Annotated in this window: 13 protein-coding genes; 9 read left to right on the top strand and 4 right to left on the bottom strand. The window is 71.2% G+C overall.

Translation table 11 applies throughout. The annotated features are described in order from the left end of the window. From GTY58_RS23575 to GTY58_RS23585, 3 genes are all read left to right on the top strand, one after another. Positions 1–1,446, top strand: a complete 1,446-nt coding sequence (locus tag GTY58_RS23575) for a PQQ-binding-like beta-propeller repeat protein (RefSeq protein WP_010985933.1) — start codon at positions 1–3, stop codon at positions 1,444–1,446. A gap of 36 nt (positions 1,447–1,482) precedes the next feature. Continuing rightward, the gene (locus GTY58_RS23580; protein WP_010985934.1) at positions 1,483–3,213 is read left to right on the top strand and encodes a TraM recognition domain-containing protein; all 1,731 of its coding nucleotides are present in this window, start codon (positions 1,483–1,485) and stop codon (positions 3,211–3,213) included. 1,248 nt (positions 3,214–4,461) lie between these two features. Continuing rightward, positions 4,462–5,568: a helix-turn-helix transcriptional regulator gene (locus GTY58_RS23585; RefSeq protein ID WP_037649099.1), complete on the top strand. Its 1,107-nt coding sequence runs from the start codon at positions 4,462–4,464 to the stop codon at positions 5,566–5,568. A 44-nt stretch (positions 5,569–5,612) separates the two neighbouring features. Here GTY58_RS23585 and GTY58_RS23590 read toward each other — a convergent pair whose 3' ends face one another. After that, positions 5,613–6,461: a hypothetical protein gene (locus GTY58_RS23590; RefSeq protein WP_037649101.1), complete on the bottom strand. Its 849-nt coding sequence runs from the start codon at positions 6,459–6,461 to the stop codon at positions 5,613–5,615. A 449-nt stretch (positions 6,462–6,910) separates the two neighbouring features. On the opposite strand from GTY58_RS23590, the gene GTY58_RS23595 reads away from it, so the two are divergent. Further along, the gene (locus tag GTY58_RS23595) at positions 6,911–7,246 is read left to right on the top strand and encodes a hypothetical protein (protein ID WP_010985937.1); all 336 of its coding nucleotides are present in this window, start codon (positions 6,911–6,913) and stop codon (positions 7,244–7,246) included. Between the two features lie 182 nt (positions 7,247–7,428). On the opposite strand, the gene GTY58_RS23600 is transcribed toward GTY58_RS23595, so the two are convergent. Next, positions 7,429–7,845 (bottom strand): TIGR03618 family F420-dependent PPOX class oxidoreductase, encoded by a 417-nt coding sequence (locus tag GTY58_RS23600; protein WP_010985938.1) that lies wholly within the window; start codon positions 7,843–7,845, stop codon positions 7,429–7,431. A gap of 169 nt (positions 7,846–8,014) precedes the next feature. On the opposite strand from GTY58_RS23600, the gene clpB reads away from it, so the two are divergent. Both clpB and GTY58_RS23610 read left to right on the top strand, forming a co-directional pair. Next, positions 8,015–10,627: an ATP-dependent chaperone ClpB gene (gene clpB, locus GTY58_RS23605; RefSeq protein ID WP_010985939.1), complete on the top strand. Its 2,613-nt coding sequence runs from the start codon at positions 8,015–8,017 to the stop codon at positions 10,625–10,627. Positions 10,628–10,899: 272 nt separating this feature from the next. Next, entirely contained in the window at positions 10,900–11,427 is a 528-nt protein-coding gene (locus tag GTY58_RS23610; protein WP_010985940.1) for a YbjN domain-containing protein, read from the top strand. A 21-nt stretch (positions 11,428–11,448) separates the two neighbouring features. Here GTY58_RS23610 and GTY58_RS23615 read toward each other — a convergent pair whose 3' ends face one another. Beyond that, positions 11,449–12,567: a mannosyltransferase family protein gene (locus GTY58_RS23615; protein ID WP_037649188.1), complete on the bottom strand. Its 1,119-nt coding sequence runs from the start codon at positions 12,565–12,567 to the stop codon at positions 11,449–11,451. Between the two features lie 279 nt (positions 12,568–12,846). Beyond that, positions 12,847–14,043, bottom strand: coding sequence for a pyridoxal phosphate-dependent aminotransferase (locus tag GTY58_RS23620; protein ID WP_010985942.1), 1,197 nt, complete (start codon positions 14,041–14,043; stop codon positions 12,847–12,849). Between the two features lie 224 nt (positions 14,044–14,267). Here GTY58_RS23620 and GTY58_RS23625 point away from each other — a divergent pair, with 224 nt between their 5' ends. The 3 genes from GTY58_RS23625 (at position 14,268) to GTY58_RS23635 (ending at position 17,262) form a co-directional block, all read left to right on the top strand. Beyond that, positions 14,268–14,573, top strand: coding sequence for a hypothetical protein (locus tag GTY58_RS23625; RefSeq protein ID WP_037649104.1), 306 nt, complete (start codon positions 14,268–14,270; stop codon positions 14,571–14,573). Between the two features lie 414 nt (positions 14,574–14,987). Next, the gene (locus tag GTY58_RS23630) at positions 14,988–15,506 is read left to right on the top strand and encodes a DUF2617 family protein (RefSeq protein WP_010985943.1); all 519 of its coding nucleotides are present in this window, start codon (positions 14,988–14,990) and stop codon (positions 15,504–15,506) included. A gap of 109 nt (positions 15,507–15,615) precedes the next feature. Further along, complete coding sequence (locus GTY58_RS23635; protein WP_010985944.1) at positions 15,616–17,262, top strand: polyamine aminopropyltransferase; 1,647 nt, start codon at positions 15,616–15,618, stop codon at positions 17,260–17,262. Positions 17,263–17,312 lie beyond the last annotated feature (50 nt).

A 17,312-nucleotide genomic window follows, 5' to 3' on the forward strand; every position in this document is an offset into this window, starting at 1 on the left:
TTGACGAAGCGTCATATCTGGTACGCCGCCGGAGCCGCCGCGCTGTCACTGGGGTTCGCAGCGGGCTGCGGCACGGGCGACGACACGCAGGGGGCCGGTGCGACGAGGTCGGCGAAGCCGAGGACGTCCGCCTCCGCCACATCCACCGGGCCCGCCTACAAGGGGGCCGCGCTGCCCGCGCTGAGCAGGCGGCCCGCGTGGAGCCTGCGAGCCGACAGCTCGACAGGCTGTGCCGGTGACCCCGCCAGGGCCGCGGCGACCTCCACCGTCGGGGACGACCCGGAGACCTGTGTGCTCGGCGACGCCGTCGTCGTCACCCAGGACCTGACGAAGTACCCCGGCTCGTCCTCCTCCGGCGACGAGCCGGACGAGTACCACTTCAGGGCCCGTCTCTACGACGCGGCCACGGGCGGCGTACGCGCCTCGGTCGATGTGGAGATCCCCGACAGCTGGCCGGGCAAGCGCGAGCACAAGCCCTCCGCGTTCCTCACGGTCTCCCAGTGGACGGACGGCTCGCCCGCCCTCCTGGTCGTCGACGGTGATGTGACCGAGGCGAGTGGCCTGAAGAAGGAGTCGGTGGAGACCTCGTACACCATGTACTCCCCCTCCGGCAGGAAGCTGGGCAGTTCTTCCTTCCAGGGCGCCGGCCGCACGGACCTGACCGCCGAGGCGGGGCACGTCCTGCTGGACGAGGGCAGCAAGAGCAGCACGTACGCCCCGATAGGCGGCGGCGACACGGTGCCGGTCCACAACAGGGCGTACGGGCAGCAGCCGATCGGGAGCGGCTTCGGCTACCGGGTCGCCACGGGCAGCGACGTGTGGGACACGAGCGGCACCTGGCTGGTCGTCAGCGACCGGCTCACCGGCAAGGAACTGTGGAACACCAAGGACGACGTCGACGTGCCCGCGGACATCGCGTCGGCGAACGACGACGACGCCAAGCCCGTCCGTATCTACCCGCTGTCGGCCGACAAGGCCCTGCTCGCCTGGGAGCTGTCGGACGACGACCCGTACGACGCGCTCCTCGGCGTGGTCGACCTCAAGACCGGCCGCACTCTCGCGCAGGGCCCGAAGGTGGCCTTCGGCGACGTCGCGGGCGACGACACGGCGGACATCGCCCTGTCCCCGGACGGCACAACCGTCGTCACCCGGTTCGGCGGCGGCGCGGTCGCCTGGAACGTGAAGACCGGCGACGAACTGTGGCGGCAGGAGGACGACGAACAGGACATCACGCCCCTGGCGCTCCCGTCGGCCGACGTGCTCTACGCCTCCGTCGGCGACATGCGGCTCGCGGCCCTGAACATGCGGACCAAGAAGCTGCTGTCCCCCGACCTCGCTCCCGACGTCTCGCTCGCCGAGGACGGCGACGCCCTGCAGTTCACGACGGACGGCTACGGCGTGCTGGCGGGACAGCATCTCTTCGTCTTCGCGCCCGGATCGGCCTGACCCGGCTGCCGGCGTCACCCAGAAAGGACCCCGCAGGTGACCGCAGAACAACAGAAGAAACCCCGCGCCGAGGACGACTGGACCTTCGAGATCGTCGCCCTCGTCGCCGTGGTCCTCCTGGGAGTCGGCGGCGCCTGGCTCGCCGCGAAGCTCGGTGCGGGCTTCGCCGACGCGCCCGGGCCGCCCTCGAACCCGCTGTCGTTCCTCGTGGCCTGCGTCAAGGGCGACTACAGCTGGCCGGGCGGTGCGGCGAGCGCCGTCGCGGCCGGTGAGGCGCTGCTGCTCGGCATCCTGGGTCTGGCGGCCTACCGGGTGCGCGAGCGTTTGCGCAACCGGCCGAAGGTCGACGGCGCGGCCCAGCACCTGGCGCAGGGCGAGGAGTTGGGCAAGCTCACGATGAAGGGTGCGGCGGCCACCGCGGAGCGGCTCGGGGTGAGGTCGAAGACCCCCGGCGTCTTCATCGGACGGTCGGTGAAGGGCAGACAGCCCCTGTTCGGCTCGTACGAGGACATGCACGTCGACATCTGGGGCCCGCGCACCGGCAAGACGACCCGGCGCGCGATCCCCGCGATCCTCGACGGGCCCGGCGCCGTGCTGGTCACCTCCAACAAGCGGGACATCGTGGACGCGACGCGCGGCCCGCGTACCGCCCGCGGCCCGGTCTGGGTGTTCGACCCGCAGCAGGTCGCGCAGGAGACGCCGAGCTGGTGGTGGAACCCGCTGTCGTACGTCACCGATGTCGCCAAGGCCCGCAAGATGGCCGACCACTTCGCCTCCGGCTCGCGGGACGCGAACGCGTCCACGGACGCCTTCTTCGACCCGGCGGGCCAGGACCTGCTCGCCAACCTCCTGCTGGCCGCCGCCACCGCCAAGGCGCCGGTCACCCAGATCTACACCTGGCTGTCCAACCCGAAGGACGACACTCCCGAGCGCATCCTGCGCGGGGCCGGTCACACCATGTCCGCCGACGGCCTCAGCGGCGTCATCAGCGCGCCCGACAAGCAGCGCAGCGGTATCTACGGCGTCGCCCAGCAGATGGCGTCCTGCCTGGTCAACCCGGAGGTCAACCGCTGGGTGACCCCGCCGGCCGACCCGTCGGCTCCGGAGTTCGACCCGCACGAGTTCGTCCGCACCGGCGGCACGCTCTACTCCCTCTCCCGCGAGGGCCGCGACTCGGCGGGCCCGCTGGTGACCGCGCTGACGGTGGCGGTGGTCGAGGCGGCGGAGGAGTACGCGACGACGCAGCGCGGCGGCCGCCTCCCCCTCCCCCTCGTCGGCGTCCTCGACGAGGCCGCCAACGTCTGCCGCTGGCGCACCCTGCCCGACCTGTACTCGCACTACGGCTCGCGCGGCATCATCCTGATGACGATCCTCCAGTCCTGGGCGCAGGGCATCGAGGTGTGGGGCGAGCGCGGCATGGAGAAGCTGTGGTCGGCCGCGAACGTCCGCGTCTACGGCGGCGGTGTCTCCGACACCCGCTTCCTGGGCGACCTGAGCGAGCTGGCCGGCGAGTTCGAACTGCGCGACTACCAGACGAGCCGCTCCTCGGAGTTCGGCGGCTGGTCCGGCAACCGGACGGTCAGCGAGTCCGTACGCCGCGAACGCGTCCTCCAGGTCTCCGACCTGGGCTCCATGCCCCCCGGCCGCGCCCTCGTCCTGGCCTCCGGCACCAAGCCGGTCCTGGTCGAGACCGTGCCGTGGTGGGAGGGTCCGTACGCCCGCGAGGTCCAGACGTCCCTGAAGAAGTACGACCCCGGGGCGCGCTGACCCACCCGTCGCGCCCCCGGCCGCACCACAGCGAAAGGCACCCCACCCGGACCCGGGCTGGGTGCCTTCGGCGTGTCGCTCTCCGCGAGCGGTTCCGTCAGCGTGCCGTCGTACGTGGACGACAAGTCGCCGACCACGGACCGACGTTCGATCTCATTCGAGGGGATCGCCCATGATGCTGACGTTCTCGGCCTTGCCGCAGTCGCAGCCCGAAGGGCATGCCCGGCAGCCGCAGGTGGCGCAGCCGCAGTAACAACGCCGGTCGCACGACATGCAGGCGCTGCAGGACCCGCAGCGCATTCCATACCCGTGCTCACTTCCGCACGTGCTCATCCGTTGTCGCTCCTTGTCGCTGTTCAGGAAAGGGCACTTCCGACGGCCCTCGGGCCGGAACCCACCTTCGCTCCGGAATAAAGAGGCCGTCCTCCCTCCGGACAGTCCGGAGGACACCCCGGTCAGGTAGAGGGAAGGCCTGTCACACTATGACCCGGAGGGGGAACTGCTCCTGGGGCGAGGGGCCGAGTATCCGTACTTGCCCGGTCGAGTGACGGACCGGGGAAGTGGCAGAGGAGAACGGTGATGGCGCGAGGCCCCATCTCTGAGGACCCGGAATTTCGTACGGTCCATGCCCCGGCCCGGAAGCGTGGTTCGCCCGCCGCGAGCGGCCGCGGTGCCGCCCGCACCCCTCGCCGGCGACCCTGACCCCACCCGGCCGTCCCTACCTCTCCTTTCCGGACATCGGCCAACGCGTACGCGTCAAACGTGTCCTCCGTGGCCTGTCGGCACGGGCCGTAGGCGACGCGCCGGTCAACCGGCGATTTCGGCCAGCTCACGCGGCCGGGGCGCGGTTTCGGGGCCTCTTGGGGCGGGGGTGGGAGAGGCCCGACCCGATGGGGGTATCCGGCCAGGGCTGCTCCGGGGACCTTGCGGTACCCGGGGGAAGCGGCACCACCATGCATCCTGCGGTGGGGCGTCACCACCGTCATCTTGTTGCAGCGGACCGTGCGGAGGCCGGGAAATTCCGTGATATTCAGGTGGAATTGGCGGCGGGGCCGAGGTGGAGCCGTGTTGCGGAGGCGGGCGGGGCCGCGCATAGTTGCGCTGCGAAAGGCGTGCGTGGTCGCGCTGTGAAGGGCCTGCGTGGTCGCGCCGCGAGATCGCTGGAGAGCTGTGTCGCGGACAGACCGGAGCACCCCGCTCCGGTCGGCGGAAGACGCTGGAGCCAAGGGTTGGAGCCAGGGGTGGGAAATGGCCGGGCACGGGACGGACGCGCATCCGCACGGTGCTGACCGACTGTGCGAGGCCGGGGATCGCGTGTATTCCCGGGCCGTACGACGGGGCCGCGTGCCCCGCGAGGACGCGGAAACGGTGCCTTGTCTGGTCGACTTGGCACTGCTGCACCCGGACCCCGACGACATGGCGTGGCTGGTGCCGACGTCTCCGCAGGAGGTCATGACGCGGCTGCTGCGGAGCGTGCACGACGAGGTCGGCGCGAGCCAGGCGCGGGTCGGGGCGGCGGTCGCCGCGGTCGAGTGGTACGCCGGGCTCGGCGGGCGGGAACAGGCACCGCAGGAGGGCGTGGCGATCCGGGTCCTCGACGGACTGCCCCGGATCCGCGCCGCGATGGACGAGGCGACACAGGCGTGCACGAGCGAGGTGCTGACGGTGCAGCCGGGCGGCATCCGCCGCGAGGACGAACTGGCGGAAGGGCTGCACCGCGCCCTCGAGCTGCGCCGCCGGGGCGTGCGCATGCGCGACCTGTACACCCATGTGGCGCGGCACGGACAGGGTCTGCACACCTACATGGAGCTGATGGGCGACGCGGCGGAGGCACGGACGCTGGACGAGGTCGTGGAGCGCCTGATCCTCTTCGACCGCAAGGTCGCCTTCATCCCCGCGAGCGCGGACCGCACGATCGCGCTGGAACTGCGCCACCCCGCCCTCGTCTCCTACCTGGTGACGGTCTTCGAACGCCTGTGGCGGCTGGCGATCCCGCTGGCGGCACCGCTGCCGGAGACCGGCATCGACGGGATCACCCACCGCGAGCGCTCGATCGCGGCGCTCCTCGCGGAGGGCCACCAGGACGCGGTGGTGGCGGAACGGCTGGGCATCAGCGTCCGTACGTGCCGCGCGCACATCGCCCGTCTGTCGGAGACGCTCGGCGCGGCGAGCCGTACGCAGCTGGGGGTGCGTATCGCCCAGGCGGGGCTGGACGGGCCACCGCGGTCGCCCGAGCTGCCGCCGGCCACGCGTGCGGCGGGCTCCACGAACGCGGCGGGGCCCGCGAACCCGGCGGGCGCGGCGAGCGCCGCGGGTGCCGCGAGTGCTCCTCGAGGCTCCCGGACCGCCCGATGAGGTAGCCGAGCCGGGCGCCACGGGTGACTCCCTCCCCTCGGCGCTCAGCCGTTCTGGTTCAGGATTCCCGACTGGGCGATGAGGAAGCCGAGTTGGGCCCGGCTGCCACTGCCCAGTGCGGTGGCCAGCTTGGCGATGTGGGCGCGGCACGTGCGGACGTTCATACCGAGCCGTCGGGCGATGGCCTCGTCGACATGGCCCTCCACGAGCAGCTTCGCGATGGAGTGCTGGATGTCGGTGATGCCGTCGGCGGCGGTTTCGTACGGGGCGCCCGCGTCCAGGGGGACCGCGCGGCCCCACATGAACTCGAAGACCTTGATCAGATAGCGGACGAGGCCCGGGTGACGCAGCTCCAGGGCCACTTGCCGGTCGTCGCGGGTGGGGATGAAGGCGACGGCCTCGTCACAGATGATGAGGCGTTCGACCAGTTCGTCGATGGTCCGTATCTCCACCTTGCCGTCGGCGATCTGGTCCACGTACGCCAGCGTCTCCGGGCTGTAGCGGGCCGTGTGCTGATACAGGGTCCGGATGCGCACACCACGTTCGATCAACGGCCGGTCCCGCTCCAGCCCCTGGATCAGGCTGTGCTCGGGGCGGCGGCCGCCCGGCTGGACGGTCAGCATCTCGGTGCGGCACTGGTCCGTGGCGAGGTTGAGCGCCGCGTTGATCCGCTCGAAGCCCTCCAGCACGGTGATGGAGTGCGTGGACACCGTGGCCTGGGCGCTGACCGCCATGAACGGCTCGAAAGCATCGGCCAGTTCGATCGACAGCCGTCTGCGTTCGGTTATCTCGCGCTCGATGGGGTTGAGCCGCTGCGCCAGGGCGACGGACGGAGGTACCGGGCGGAGCCAGTTGGGATCGTCGGGATCGGGGTGGAGGAGCGCGAACTCCATCAGGCAGGGAACGCCCGCCGCGTCCTCTCTGGCGATGCGTCCCGTACGCAGAGCGTTCGCGTAGAGGAGGCCGCCTTCATCACACAGCTCCGTTACAGCGTGGGGATGTTCCGCTTGTGCCCCATTTGTTGCCAAATCTCCACCCCCCAGGGTCCTGAACGTGCAGGAACATGATGCATCGATTGTGTGGCCATGACGTGCCCGAATGAGCCATCGTCTTATTCGACGGGGGAAGAGGAGACCTTCAAGTGAGGACGAAGCCGACTATGCGCAAGAGAATGCTTCGCTCGGTGCTTGCCGCTGCTCTTTCCGCCGTCCTGGCCTTCGGCGCCGTGAGTGGCCTGACAGGTGCGAAGAGCGACGTTCGGGCAGACAGCAGCTGGAGTCTGACGGCTCCGGCCGTTGCGGAGACCCCCCTGACCGCTGACGACAGTTCTTGGGCCTGACTCATGACTACTCCGCCCGACGACCGCACCTTCCGCAGAGAAATGGCCACCGCCTACCGATCCGGCTGGCACTTCATCGACCTGGTCACCGCCATCCCCCAAGGTGGTGACTCGTTGATGGTGACGGTCTTCGGAGAGCCCGTGGTCGTCACCCGGGACGAGGACGAGGACGTGCGGGCGTACCGGTGTCTGCGGCGGCCTCGGGGGGCGCCGCAGCCTGTGCGGTGCGCCGTGCGGTACGGAATGATCTTTGTGAACCTGGACCAGCGCGACCACCAGCTGGTGGAGCCGGAAACCCCGGACGTGCGGACCATCTCAGCCACCCCCCGCAGTGCCTGACGCGATTCCCCCGTCGTTGTAGATCGCGCAGGTACTTCCCCCCGCAGCGGCGTCACCGTGACCTGAACACGGTGACGCCGCTGTAGTTTCTGCTGGGATCTCCAGGTGTCCACCCATGTCCACGGCATATCCACAGTGGCCGGAACCAGCCTCTCCCCACCCCTGAGTGCTTCCCCGCCCCCTCAGCCTCTCCCCATCGCCGAGGTCAGTTCGATCTCGATCACCACGCGTGACGGGTTCGGCGACGGCTCGCGCGTGTAGCGCTCCGCGTACCGGCGCTCCGCCTCCGCGATCCGCGCCGGCTCCGTGCGCACGCACGCCCGTCCCTCCAGCGTCGCCCACCGCCGCCCGTCCACCTGGCAGACCGCGGCCCGGGCCCCCTCGGGACCGGCGGCGGCCAGGACGTTGGCCACCTTCGTGCTCGACTTGTTGGTGATCACTCGAGCGAGTCCCGCCTCGGGGTCGTACGTAACCCCGACGGGCACCACATGCGGGGTGCCGTCGGGTCGGAGCGTCGTCAGGGTGCACAGGTGCCGCTCCCGCCAGAAGTCGAGATACGCGGGGTCGGGATCGCGCGGATTCACGGGGTACGTGGCCATGGGGCCGAACCTAGCCGGTTTCCGTTCCCGGCACCCCCGAAGCACCCCCCGATCGGCCCCCGACCGGGCCCCCCGACCGGCCTTGAGTGCAATAGACTCAACTTTGTGTACGCTTCCAATGTCAGAGACGGCTGACGCCCGAGAGCGAGCACAGGAGGAGACAGCGACCGTGGACGCCGAGCTGACCAACAGGAGCCGGGACGCCATCAACGCGGCCACCAACAGGGCCGTGTCCGAGGGGCACCCGGATCTCACCCCCGCGCATTTGCTGCTGGCGCTGCTGGGGGGCAAGGACAACGAGAACATCACGGACCTGCTGGCCGCGGTCGACGCGGACCAGGCCGCCGTGCGCGCCGGCACCGAGCGTGTCCTGGCCAAACTGCCGAGCGTGACCGGTTCCACCGTCGCGCCCCCGCAGCCCAACCGCGAGCTGCTCGCGGTCGTCGCCGACGCGTCGCAGAGGGCACAGGACCTCGGCGACGACTTCCTGTCGACCGAGCATCTGCTCATCGGGATCGCCGCGAACGGCGGCGCGGCCGGCGACGTACTCTCCCAGCAGGGCGCCAGTGCGAAAAAGCTGCTGGAGGCGTTCCAGAAGACCAGGGGAGGGCGCCGGGTGACGACCCCGGATCCCGAGGGCCAGTACAAGGCGCTCGAAAAGTTCGGTACCGACTTCACCGCCGCCGCGCGGGACGGCAAGCTCGACCCCGTCATCGGGCGGGACCAGGAGATCCGGCGGGTCGTGCAGGTGCTCAGCCGCCGCACCAAGAACAATCCCGTCCTCATCGGTGAGCCCGGCGTCGGCAAGACCGCCGTCGTCGAGGGACTCGCCCAGCGGATCGTGAAGGGCGACGTCCCGGAGTCCCTCAAGAACAAGCGGCTGGTCGCGCTCGACCTCGGCGCCATGGTGGCCGGGGCGAAGTACCGCGGTGAGTTCGAGGAGCGGCTGAAGACCGTGCTCGCCGAGATCAAGGACTCCGACGGGCAGATCATCACCTTCATCGACGAGCTGCACACCGTCGTGGGGGCCGGCGCCGGCGGTGACTCCGCGATGGACGCCGGCAACATGCTCAAGCCCATGCTCGCCCGCGGCGAGCTGCGCATGGTCGGCGCCACGACGCTCGACGAGTACCGCGAGCGGATCGAGAAGGACCCGGCGCTGGAGCGGCGCTTCCAGCAGGTGCTCGTCGCCGAGCCCTCCGTCGAGGACACCATCGCGATCCTGCGCGGGCTCAAGGGGCGCTACGAGGCCCACCACAAGGTGCAGATCGCGGACAGCGCCCTGGTGGCCGCCGCGGCGCTCTCCGACCGGTACATCACCTCCCGCTTCCTGCCCGACAAGGCCATCGACCTCGTCGACGAGGCGGCCTCCCGCCTCCGCATGGAGATCGACTCGTCCCCGGTCGAGATCGACGAACTCCAGCGTCAGGTCGACCGGCTCAAGATGGAGGAGCTGGCGATCGGCAAGGAGACCGACGCCGCCAGCAGGGAGCGTCTGGAGAAGCTGCGCCGCGACCTCGCCGACAAGGAGGAGGAGCTGCGCGGACTCACCGCCCGCTGGGAGAAGGAGAAGCAGTCCCTCAACCGCGTCGGTGAGCTGAAGGAGAAGCTCGACGAACTGCGCGGCCAGGCCGAACGCGCCCAGCGCGACGGCGACTTCGACACCGCGTCCAAGCTGCTGTACGGCGAGATCCCGGCCCTGGAAAGGGACTTGGAGGAGGCCTCCGAGGCGGAGGAGGAAGCCGCCCGGGACACCATGGTGAAGGAGGAGGTCGGCCCCGACGACATCGCGGACGTGGTCGGCTCCTGGACGGGCATCCCGGCCGGCCGGCTCCTCGAGGGCGAGACGCAGAAACTCCTGCGCATGGAGGAGGAGCTGGGGCACCGGCTCATCGGGCAGTCGGAGGCCGTGCAGGCGGTGTCCGACGCCGTACGGCGCACACGAGCCGGAATCGCCGACCCGGACCGCCCGACCGGTTCCTTCCTCTTCCTCGGCCCGACCGGTGTCGGCAAGACCGAACTCGCCAAGGCCCTCGCCGACTTCCTCTTCGACGACGAGCGGGCCATGGTCCGCATCGACATGAGCGAGTACGGCGAGAAGCACACCGTCGCCCGGCTGGTGGGCGCCCCGCCCGGCTATGTCGGGTACGAGGAGGGCGGCCAGCTCACCGAGGCCGTGCGCCGGCGTCCGTACAGCGTCGTACTCCTCGACGAGGTCGAGAAGGCGCACCCGGAGGTCTTCGACATCCTGCTCCAGGTGCTGGACGACGGACGACTGACGGACGGCCAGGGGCGGACGGTCGACTTCCGCAACACCATCCTGATCCTCACCTCGAACCTGGGCAGCCAGTTCCTGAGCGGGCACGGCCCGGCCGAGCCGCAGACCTCGGAAGAGGAGAAGAAGCGGCAGGTCCTGGAGGTCGTACGGGCCTCCTTCAAGCCGGAGTTCCTCAACCGGCTCGACGACCTGGTCGTCTTCTCGGCGCTGAACCGTCAGGAGCTGGAGCGCATTGCCAAGCTCCAGATCGACCGGCTGGCCCAGCGGCTCGCCCAGCGTCGGCTCCGCCTGGAGGTCACCGACGCGGCGCTGGCCTGGCTCGCGGAGGAGGGCAACGACCCGGCGTACGGCGCCCGCCCGCTGCGCCGCCTCGTCCAGACCGCCATCGGCGACCGCCTCGCGAAGGAGATCCTGGCGGGCGAGGTCAAGGACGGCGACACGGTACGGGTGGACGCCTTCGGTGAGGGCCTGATCGTGGGCCCGGCGACCGGCAAGACGCTGTAACGCCCGGCACCTCGCGGTGACGCTCAGTACGTACGGGCGTCGGACGAGACGAGGGCGGTGCCCCCGCGGGCCCGCCCTCGCAGCGAAAACCGGACACAGCCACCACCGGCCCCACAGCACCGTGCGCACCCGCGCCGTCCCCCGTTCGCCACCCCGTCGGCGAAGATCAGCCAGATCCTGTCAGCCCACCGGCGGACAGGACCGGCCAGGGGTTGCCACTCCCCGCCCCGGATGGGGGAGGATGGCGTAATCCGTACGAAGGGAAAAACACGGTGAGCATCGACCCGTCCTCGATTCCGAACTTCGGGGGCCAGCCCGAGCCCGAGCCGCAAGGACCGGCGGGCCCCGTGGTCCCGGATCAGGACCTCGTGAAGCAGCTCCTCGACCAGATGGAGCTCAAGCACCTCGTCGACGAAGAGGGAGACCTCGTCGCGCCGTGGGAGCAGTTCCGTACGTACTTCATGTTCCGCGGTGAGGACGACCAGGCCGTCTTCTCGGTGCGCACGTTCTACGACCGGCCGCACCAGATCGACCAGAAGGCCGCGCTGCTCGAGTCGATCGACGACTGGAACCGGCGCACCCTGTGGCCGAAGGTCTACAGCCACACCCACGACGACGGCACCGTCCGCCTGATCGGCGAGGCGCAGATGCTGATCGGCACCGGCGTCAGCCTGGAGCACTTCGTGTCGTCGACCGTCAGCTGGGTCCGGGCCGCCATCGAGTTCGACAAGTGGCTCGTCGAGCAGCTCGGCCTGGAGCAGGACGTCAACGAGGCCGAGAAGCCCGAGGACGACGAGTAGACCCGAGAGATCTCGGAGGTTCTATAGAGGCGTGCGGGCGAACGCGACCAGATACGCCCCGTAAGCGAACGAGAGCCCGGCCAGGGCGCCGACCACCAGGACGGCGTGCGACGGCCGGGCTCTCGCCGTCCGCACCAGGGCCCGCGCCAGCGGGATGAGCAGCGGGAACGCGGGCAGCAGGAAGCGCGGCTTGCACTGGAAGAAGCCCGCCCCGCCGAGCGCGACCAGCAGCAGTACGCCGCTGTGGACGAGCAGCGGCAGCGGTGTGCGGTCGGCGATCAGCAGCGCGAACAGCAGCACCGCGACCGCGACCAGCAGCAGCGAGATGGGGAACACGAACCGGCCGCCGTGCAGCAGCAGGCGCTTGACGAAGAGCAGCGAGCCGTAGCCGAGGTCGAAGCGCGAGCCCCACAGGCGCTGCACGGTGAAATAGCCGCCGAGCAGATCGCCCTGGCGGTGCCCGGCCCACCCGACGTACCCGCACCAGCCGAGCGGCGCGAGCGCGGCGCCCGTCCACAGCCTGTGGGAAACTCCCCGTCCGCGCGACCGCCAGATCTCGTACGCGGCCGTCACGAGGACCGCGGCAGCCACCGCGCAGCCGTTCGGCCGGGCCAGCCCCGCGCAGGCCGCGAGCACGCCCGCCCACACCCACCGGCCGGTCAGCACCGCGTACAGCGACCAGGCGGCGAAGGCGGTGAGTACCGGTTCCGTGTACGCCATCGACAGCACGACGGAGTGGGGTAGCAGGCCCCACAGCAGCACGAGGGCGGTGGCGATCGCGCGGCCGTACAGCCGGTTGCCGATCAGGTAGATCCCGTAGGCGGCGACCGCGGCCGCGATCCACGAGACCAGCAGGCCCGCCGTCTCCAGGCTCAGCGGGGTGACCTCGGAGACGGACCGCAGGAGTCCCGGGTACAGCGGGAAGAAGGCCGTGTCGCTGCGGACGACGGCCGGCCGGACGTACTGCGGCCCGACGTAGCCGTGGGCGGCGATCCTCAGGTACCAGACGGAGTCCCAGGAGTGCCCCAGCAGCCGCAGGGGGCTCTTGCCGCTGGCCCAGGCGACGGCGGCGAGCACGAGAAACCCGCAGAGCCTGGCGGCGGCGAACAGCCCGAGAGCGGCGGCGGCCGTCGTGGGCAGACGGCGCGCGGCACCGGTCCGGCGGGCACCGCCGCCCGGGGGACCCTCGGGGTCTTCGACGGACGGGGCCGGAATGGTGAAGGCGTGGGTCACACGGGAACTCTCTGTCCCCCCAGGGGCTTGTGCGAGCTGTGCGCGCCCGTGCGAGTACCGCTGCCCCCTGCTCGGCGCGCCGCCGACGGATCGGCCGGGCGGGCTGGTAAGGGTGCGGCTTCTCCGGCGGCCCGGCTCAGGCAGCGGAGCCGGCCCCGCAGCCGGAGCCGGCCTCGCGGCGGGGAGTCAGCCGCGCAGCGTGCCGAGGCGCTTCGCCGCCTCCTCCAGTACGTCCGTGCGCTTGCAGAACGCGAAGCGGACGAAGGGGGCGCCCGCCTCGCGGTGGTCGTAGAAGACCGCGTTCGGGATGGCGACCACGCCGGCCCGCTCGGGCAGCGCGCGGCAGAAGGCGAAACCGTCTCTCTCGCCGAGCGGCCGGATGTCGGTGGTGATGAAGTACGTGCCCGCCGGCCGGAAGACCTCGAACCCCGCCGCCGTGAGCCCGGCCGCGAGCAGGTCGCGCTTGGCCAGCATGTCCGCGCGGAACGCCTCGAAGTACGTGTCCGGCAGCGCGAGCGCCTCGGCGACGGCGTACTGGAACGGCCCGGAGGCGACATACGTCAGGAACTGCTTGGCCGAGCGGACGGCCGTGACCAGGCCCGGAGCCCCGGTCACCCAGCCGACCTTCCACCCCGTGAAGGAGAAGGTCTTGCCCGCGGAGCTGATCGAGACCGTCCGCTCCCGCATCCCCGGGAACGTGGCGAGCGGCAGGTGCTCGGCGTCGTCGAAGACCAGGTGCTCGTACACCTCGTCGGTGACGACCAGCAGATCGCGCTCGACGGCCAGCTCGGCGATCGCCGTCAGCTCCTCGCGCGTGAGCACGGTTCCCGTCGGGTTGTGCGGAGTGTTGACGAGCAGCAGCCGGGTCCGGTCGGTGACGGCGTCGCGCAGCTCGTCGAGGTCGAGGCGGAAGCGGCCGTCCTCGGGGTGCGGGCGCAGGGTGACCGGCACGCGGGTGCCGCCGGCCATCGCGATGCAGGCGGCGTAGGAGTCGTAGTACGGCTCGAAGGCGATCACCTCGTCGCCCGGTTCGAGGAGCGCGAGCAAGGTGGCCGCGATCGCCTCCGTCGCGCCCGCGGTGACCAGGACCTCGGTGTCAGGGTCGTACGTCAGCCCGTAGCGGCGCTGCTGGTGCGCGGCGATCGCGGTCCGCAGCTCGGGGACGCCGGGCCCCGGCGGGTACTGGTTGCCGCGGCCGTCGCGCAGCGCCCGCACCGCCGCCTCGCGGATCTCCTCGGGCCCGTCGGTGTCGGGGAAGCCCTGGCCGAGGTTGATGGCCCCGGTGCTCATGGCCAGGGCCGACATCTCGGCGAAGATCGTCGTCCCGAACTCGGCGAGCCGGCGGTTGAGGAGAGGGCGTGCGCTGGAGGTCATGGCCGCCATCCTGCGCCGAAGCTCTGGAGTTCCTCAACTCTGCTTTGCCACGTGAGACAGGCGGGCATGCCCCCGTCACGCAAGAACATGCAGGACGAACAGCAGAACAAACAGCAGGACGAACAGCAGCACGAAACAGCAGCATGAACAGCAAGGCGAGCAGGCAACGAGAACGCGCATGAGCGAGGCGCCCACGGGGGGTCGCTTCGGGGGAACGAAAGGAGGGTGACGCCATGATCATCGGCATCATCCTGGCGGTCGTCTGTGTCGTACTGGTGATGGTCTTCGTGGCCACCGACCGCGGCAACAAGAAGGCCGGGCTGCGGTCCGGCAGCCGGTCCGGGGGCTCGCGCCGCGGGGCGGGCGGCGACAGCGGCGGCAGCTGGTGGGCCGCCGGAGGAGCGGCCGACGGGTCCTCCGGCGGCCACCACTCGGGCGGCCACCACTCCTGCGGGGGCGGATCGTCGTGCGGCGGGGGTTCGTCCTGCGGGGGCGGCTCGTCGTGCGGGGGCGGAGGCGGATGCGGAGGGGGCAGCTGACACGGGGCAGCTGAGCTCCTCGGGGGAAACGCGCCGTCACGTGAGGAAGTGCCCGTCGGGACATCGGTTCCCGGCGGGCACTTCGACGTGCCGGGGCGCATGACCGACATATCGGGGCGTACGGCCGACATGTCGGCGCGCCAGGCGCGCGCCGTAGTTGAACAGTTGAGCTGTGGAGCCCTCGGGGGGATGGAAACCGCACGAAGTTGGGTAAAAACGCTGTGGTGGTGCCACCGTTCATGATTCCCTCTCAATCACCAACGCAGCCCCTCGGACGGCCTGCGGACATCTTTCACCGACCGGGTCTCCCGGACGTCCTGCCCGATGGGCTGACCGTGCCGATCCCCCAGTGCCGGCCGGGGGCGCGCCGGACCCACTCCCCCTTTGCCCTTTGCGTGCTAGCGGAGCCGATCCATGCTCACGACCCTGAACACCTCGTACACCGACACGTGCGCGGCCGACCTCGCCTGGACCCTGGGACGCGAGCCGCTGCCCGCCCTCGCCACCCTCGACCTCGAACTGGCGGGTGCGAAGCTCCAGATGAGGCTCCTCGGCGCCTCCCACCAGGTACTCCTGGAGGAGAAGCGGGGCAACTGTTCGGAGACTGTCGCCTGCATCTCCGGCAGCAGTACGCCGCTGCCGCTCGGCGTGGCCAAGCGGGTCGGCGACTGGGAGTACGAGTTCGCGGCCCGGGTGGAGGTGCTGTCCCCCGGCTCCTTCGCGGGCCGCGCCCAGGAATTGCTGGCCCTGGTCTCCGACCACCCCCACGGCCTGGCCGGCGTCTTCCCCGGCAGCCCGCACGCGTTCACGGCACTGCTCGCCCAGCACCACGAGGGCCAGGTGCACTGGCGTACGTGGCACGCGTATCCGCAGGACGGCCAGTTGGTGGCGACGCGGACGCGGGTGGGGGCGCGGGTGAGGGCGACCTCGTGAGCGGATGGCAGGGGATGGTCACCCAGGCACCGGGCCGGATGCGGGCGGGCGTCAGTTCCACACGTGTGGGTGACGTAGCGCGCCGCAGGCGTGACGTAGCGTTCCCATCGTGATCGAACCGCACGCGCCTGCACCGCCCGGCGCCGCGCCCCCGTGGGGCGGCCAGAGCCGGCCGTGGCTGCCCGTACGGCCCGGTGTCGGACGGTTCTTCGTCCTGGCCGGCGTTTTCGTCTGCGCGGCCTGTGGACTCGTGTACGAACTCGAACTCGTCGCGCTCGCCTCGTACTTGATCGGTGACTCGGTCACCCAGGCTTCCGTCGTGCTCTCCGTGATGGTCTTCGCGATGGGCATCGGCTCGCTCGCCGCGAAGCGGCTGCGCCCGCACGCCGCCGCCGGTTTCGGCGCGATCGAGGCGGCGCTCGCGCTGGTCGGCGGCTCCAGCGCCATGGCGCTGTACGCGGTGTTCGCCTGGACCGGCGACTGGGGCGGGGTGTGGGCGGGCGGCCCCCGCTGCCTCCTCGTCGCCTTCTCCCTCGCCATCGGCCTGCTGATCGGCGCCGAAGTCCCCCTGCTGATGGAGCTGATCCAGCGCATCCGGCGCCAGGACGCGGGCGGCGCGGTGGCGGACCTGTTCGCCGCGGACTACGTGGGCGCGCTGGTGGGCGGACTGGCGTTCCCGTTCCTTCTCCTGCCCCTGCTCGGCCAGTTGGAGGGCGTACTGCTCACCGGCACGGTCAACGCGCTGGCCGGCGGTGCACTCGTACTGGGGCTGTTCCGGCGGGACTTGACCCGGCGCGGCCGCTGGCTGCTGATCGTCGTCAACCTGGTCGTCCTCGGCCTGCTCGCCACGGCGGCGGTCCTGGTCGACGACTTCGAACGGGCGGCACGCCAGGCCGTGTACGGCAGGGACGTCCGCGTGGCCCTGCAGACGGGCGTCCAGGAGGTGGTGCTGACCGGCGGCACCCGCGGGCGCCCCCTCGACCTCTTCCTCGACGGCCGCCTGCGGGTCAGCGGCCATGACGAGCGCCGCTATCACGAGGCACTCGTCCACCCCGCGATGAGCGACGGCCGGCACGCGCGCGTGCTCGTCCTCGGCGGCGGTGACGGCCTCGCGGCCCGCGAGGTGCTGCGGTACGCGGACGTGGCGCGGGTCGACGTGGTCGAACTGGACGCGGGCGTCGTACGGCTGGCCCGCCGCGACCCGGCCCTGTCCAGCCTCAACGCACACGCGTACGACGACCCGCGGGTGCACGTCGTGACGGCGGACGCGTTCTGCCGGCTGCGGCACACCCGTTCGGCGTACGACGTGGTGATCTCGGACCTCCCGGACCCGGGCATCACGGCGAGTACGAAGCTGTACTCGCAGGAGTTCTACGGCCTGGTGAGCCGGGTGCTGGCCCCCGGCGGCCGGCTGGTGGTCCACGCGGGACCGGTCGCCTCCCGCCCCCGGGCCTACTGGACGGTCGAGGCGACCGTCCGGGCCGCGGGGCTGCGCACCGTGCCGTACCGCGTGGGCGGCCGGGACACGGGCTTCGCGGCGGGCCCCGACCGCTCGACCGACGCGTCCCGGGCACCGCGCGACTGGGGCTTCGTCCTCGCCTCCCGTACGGGCCCGGCCCTCAGCCTCGGCCCGGGCGGGCCGAGGCTGCGTACGCTCACCCGGGCGTCGCTGGCCGCGGACGCGCTGGACCCGGGCCGCGCCCGTCCGCCGGACGTGGCACCGTCGACGCTGGTGCACCCGAGGTACGCGGACTGAGCGGTCGTGGTGTTTCCCGCATCCGCATCTGCATCCGCTGCCACTCGCTG

It is taken from the genome of Streptomyces sp. SID5469, from assembly GCF_009862865.1.
GTDB classification, from domain to species: Bacteria; Actinomycetota; Actinomycetes; order Streptomycetales; family Streptomycetaceae; genus Streptomyces; species Streptomyces avermitilis.

Coding starts and splice junctions, on each gene's coding strand:
- GTY58_RS23585 (WP_037649099.1), top strand. CDS start 4,462: ATGGCCGGGCACGGGACGGACGCGCATCCGCACGGTGCTGACCGACTG.
- GTY58_RS23590 (WP_037649101.1), bottom strand. CDS start 6,461: ATGGAGTTCGCGCTCCTCCACCCCGATCCCGACGATCCCAACTGGCTC.
- GTY58_RS23595 (WP_010985937.1), top strand. CDS start 6,911: ATGACTACTCCGCCCGACGACCGCACCTTCCGCAGAGAAATGGCCACC.
- GTY58_RS23600 (WP_010985938.1), bottom strand. CDS start 7,845: ATGGCCACGTACCCCGTGAATCCGCGCGATCCCGACCCCGCGTATCTC.
- GTY58_RS23620 (WP_010985942.1), bottom strand. CDS start 14,043: ATGGCGGCCATGACCTCCAGCGCACGCCCTCTCCTCAACCGCCGGCTC.
- GTY58_RS23625 (WP_037649104.1), top strand. CDS start 14,268: ATGATCATCGGCATCATCCTGGCGGTCGTCTGTGTCGTACTGGTGATG.
- GTY58_RS23630 (WP_010985943.1), top strand. CDS start 14,988: ATGCTCACGACCCTGAACACCTCGTACACCGACACGTGCGCGGCCGAC.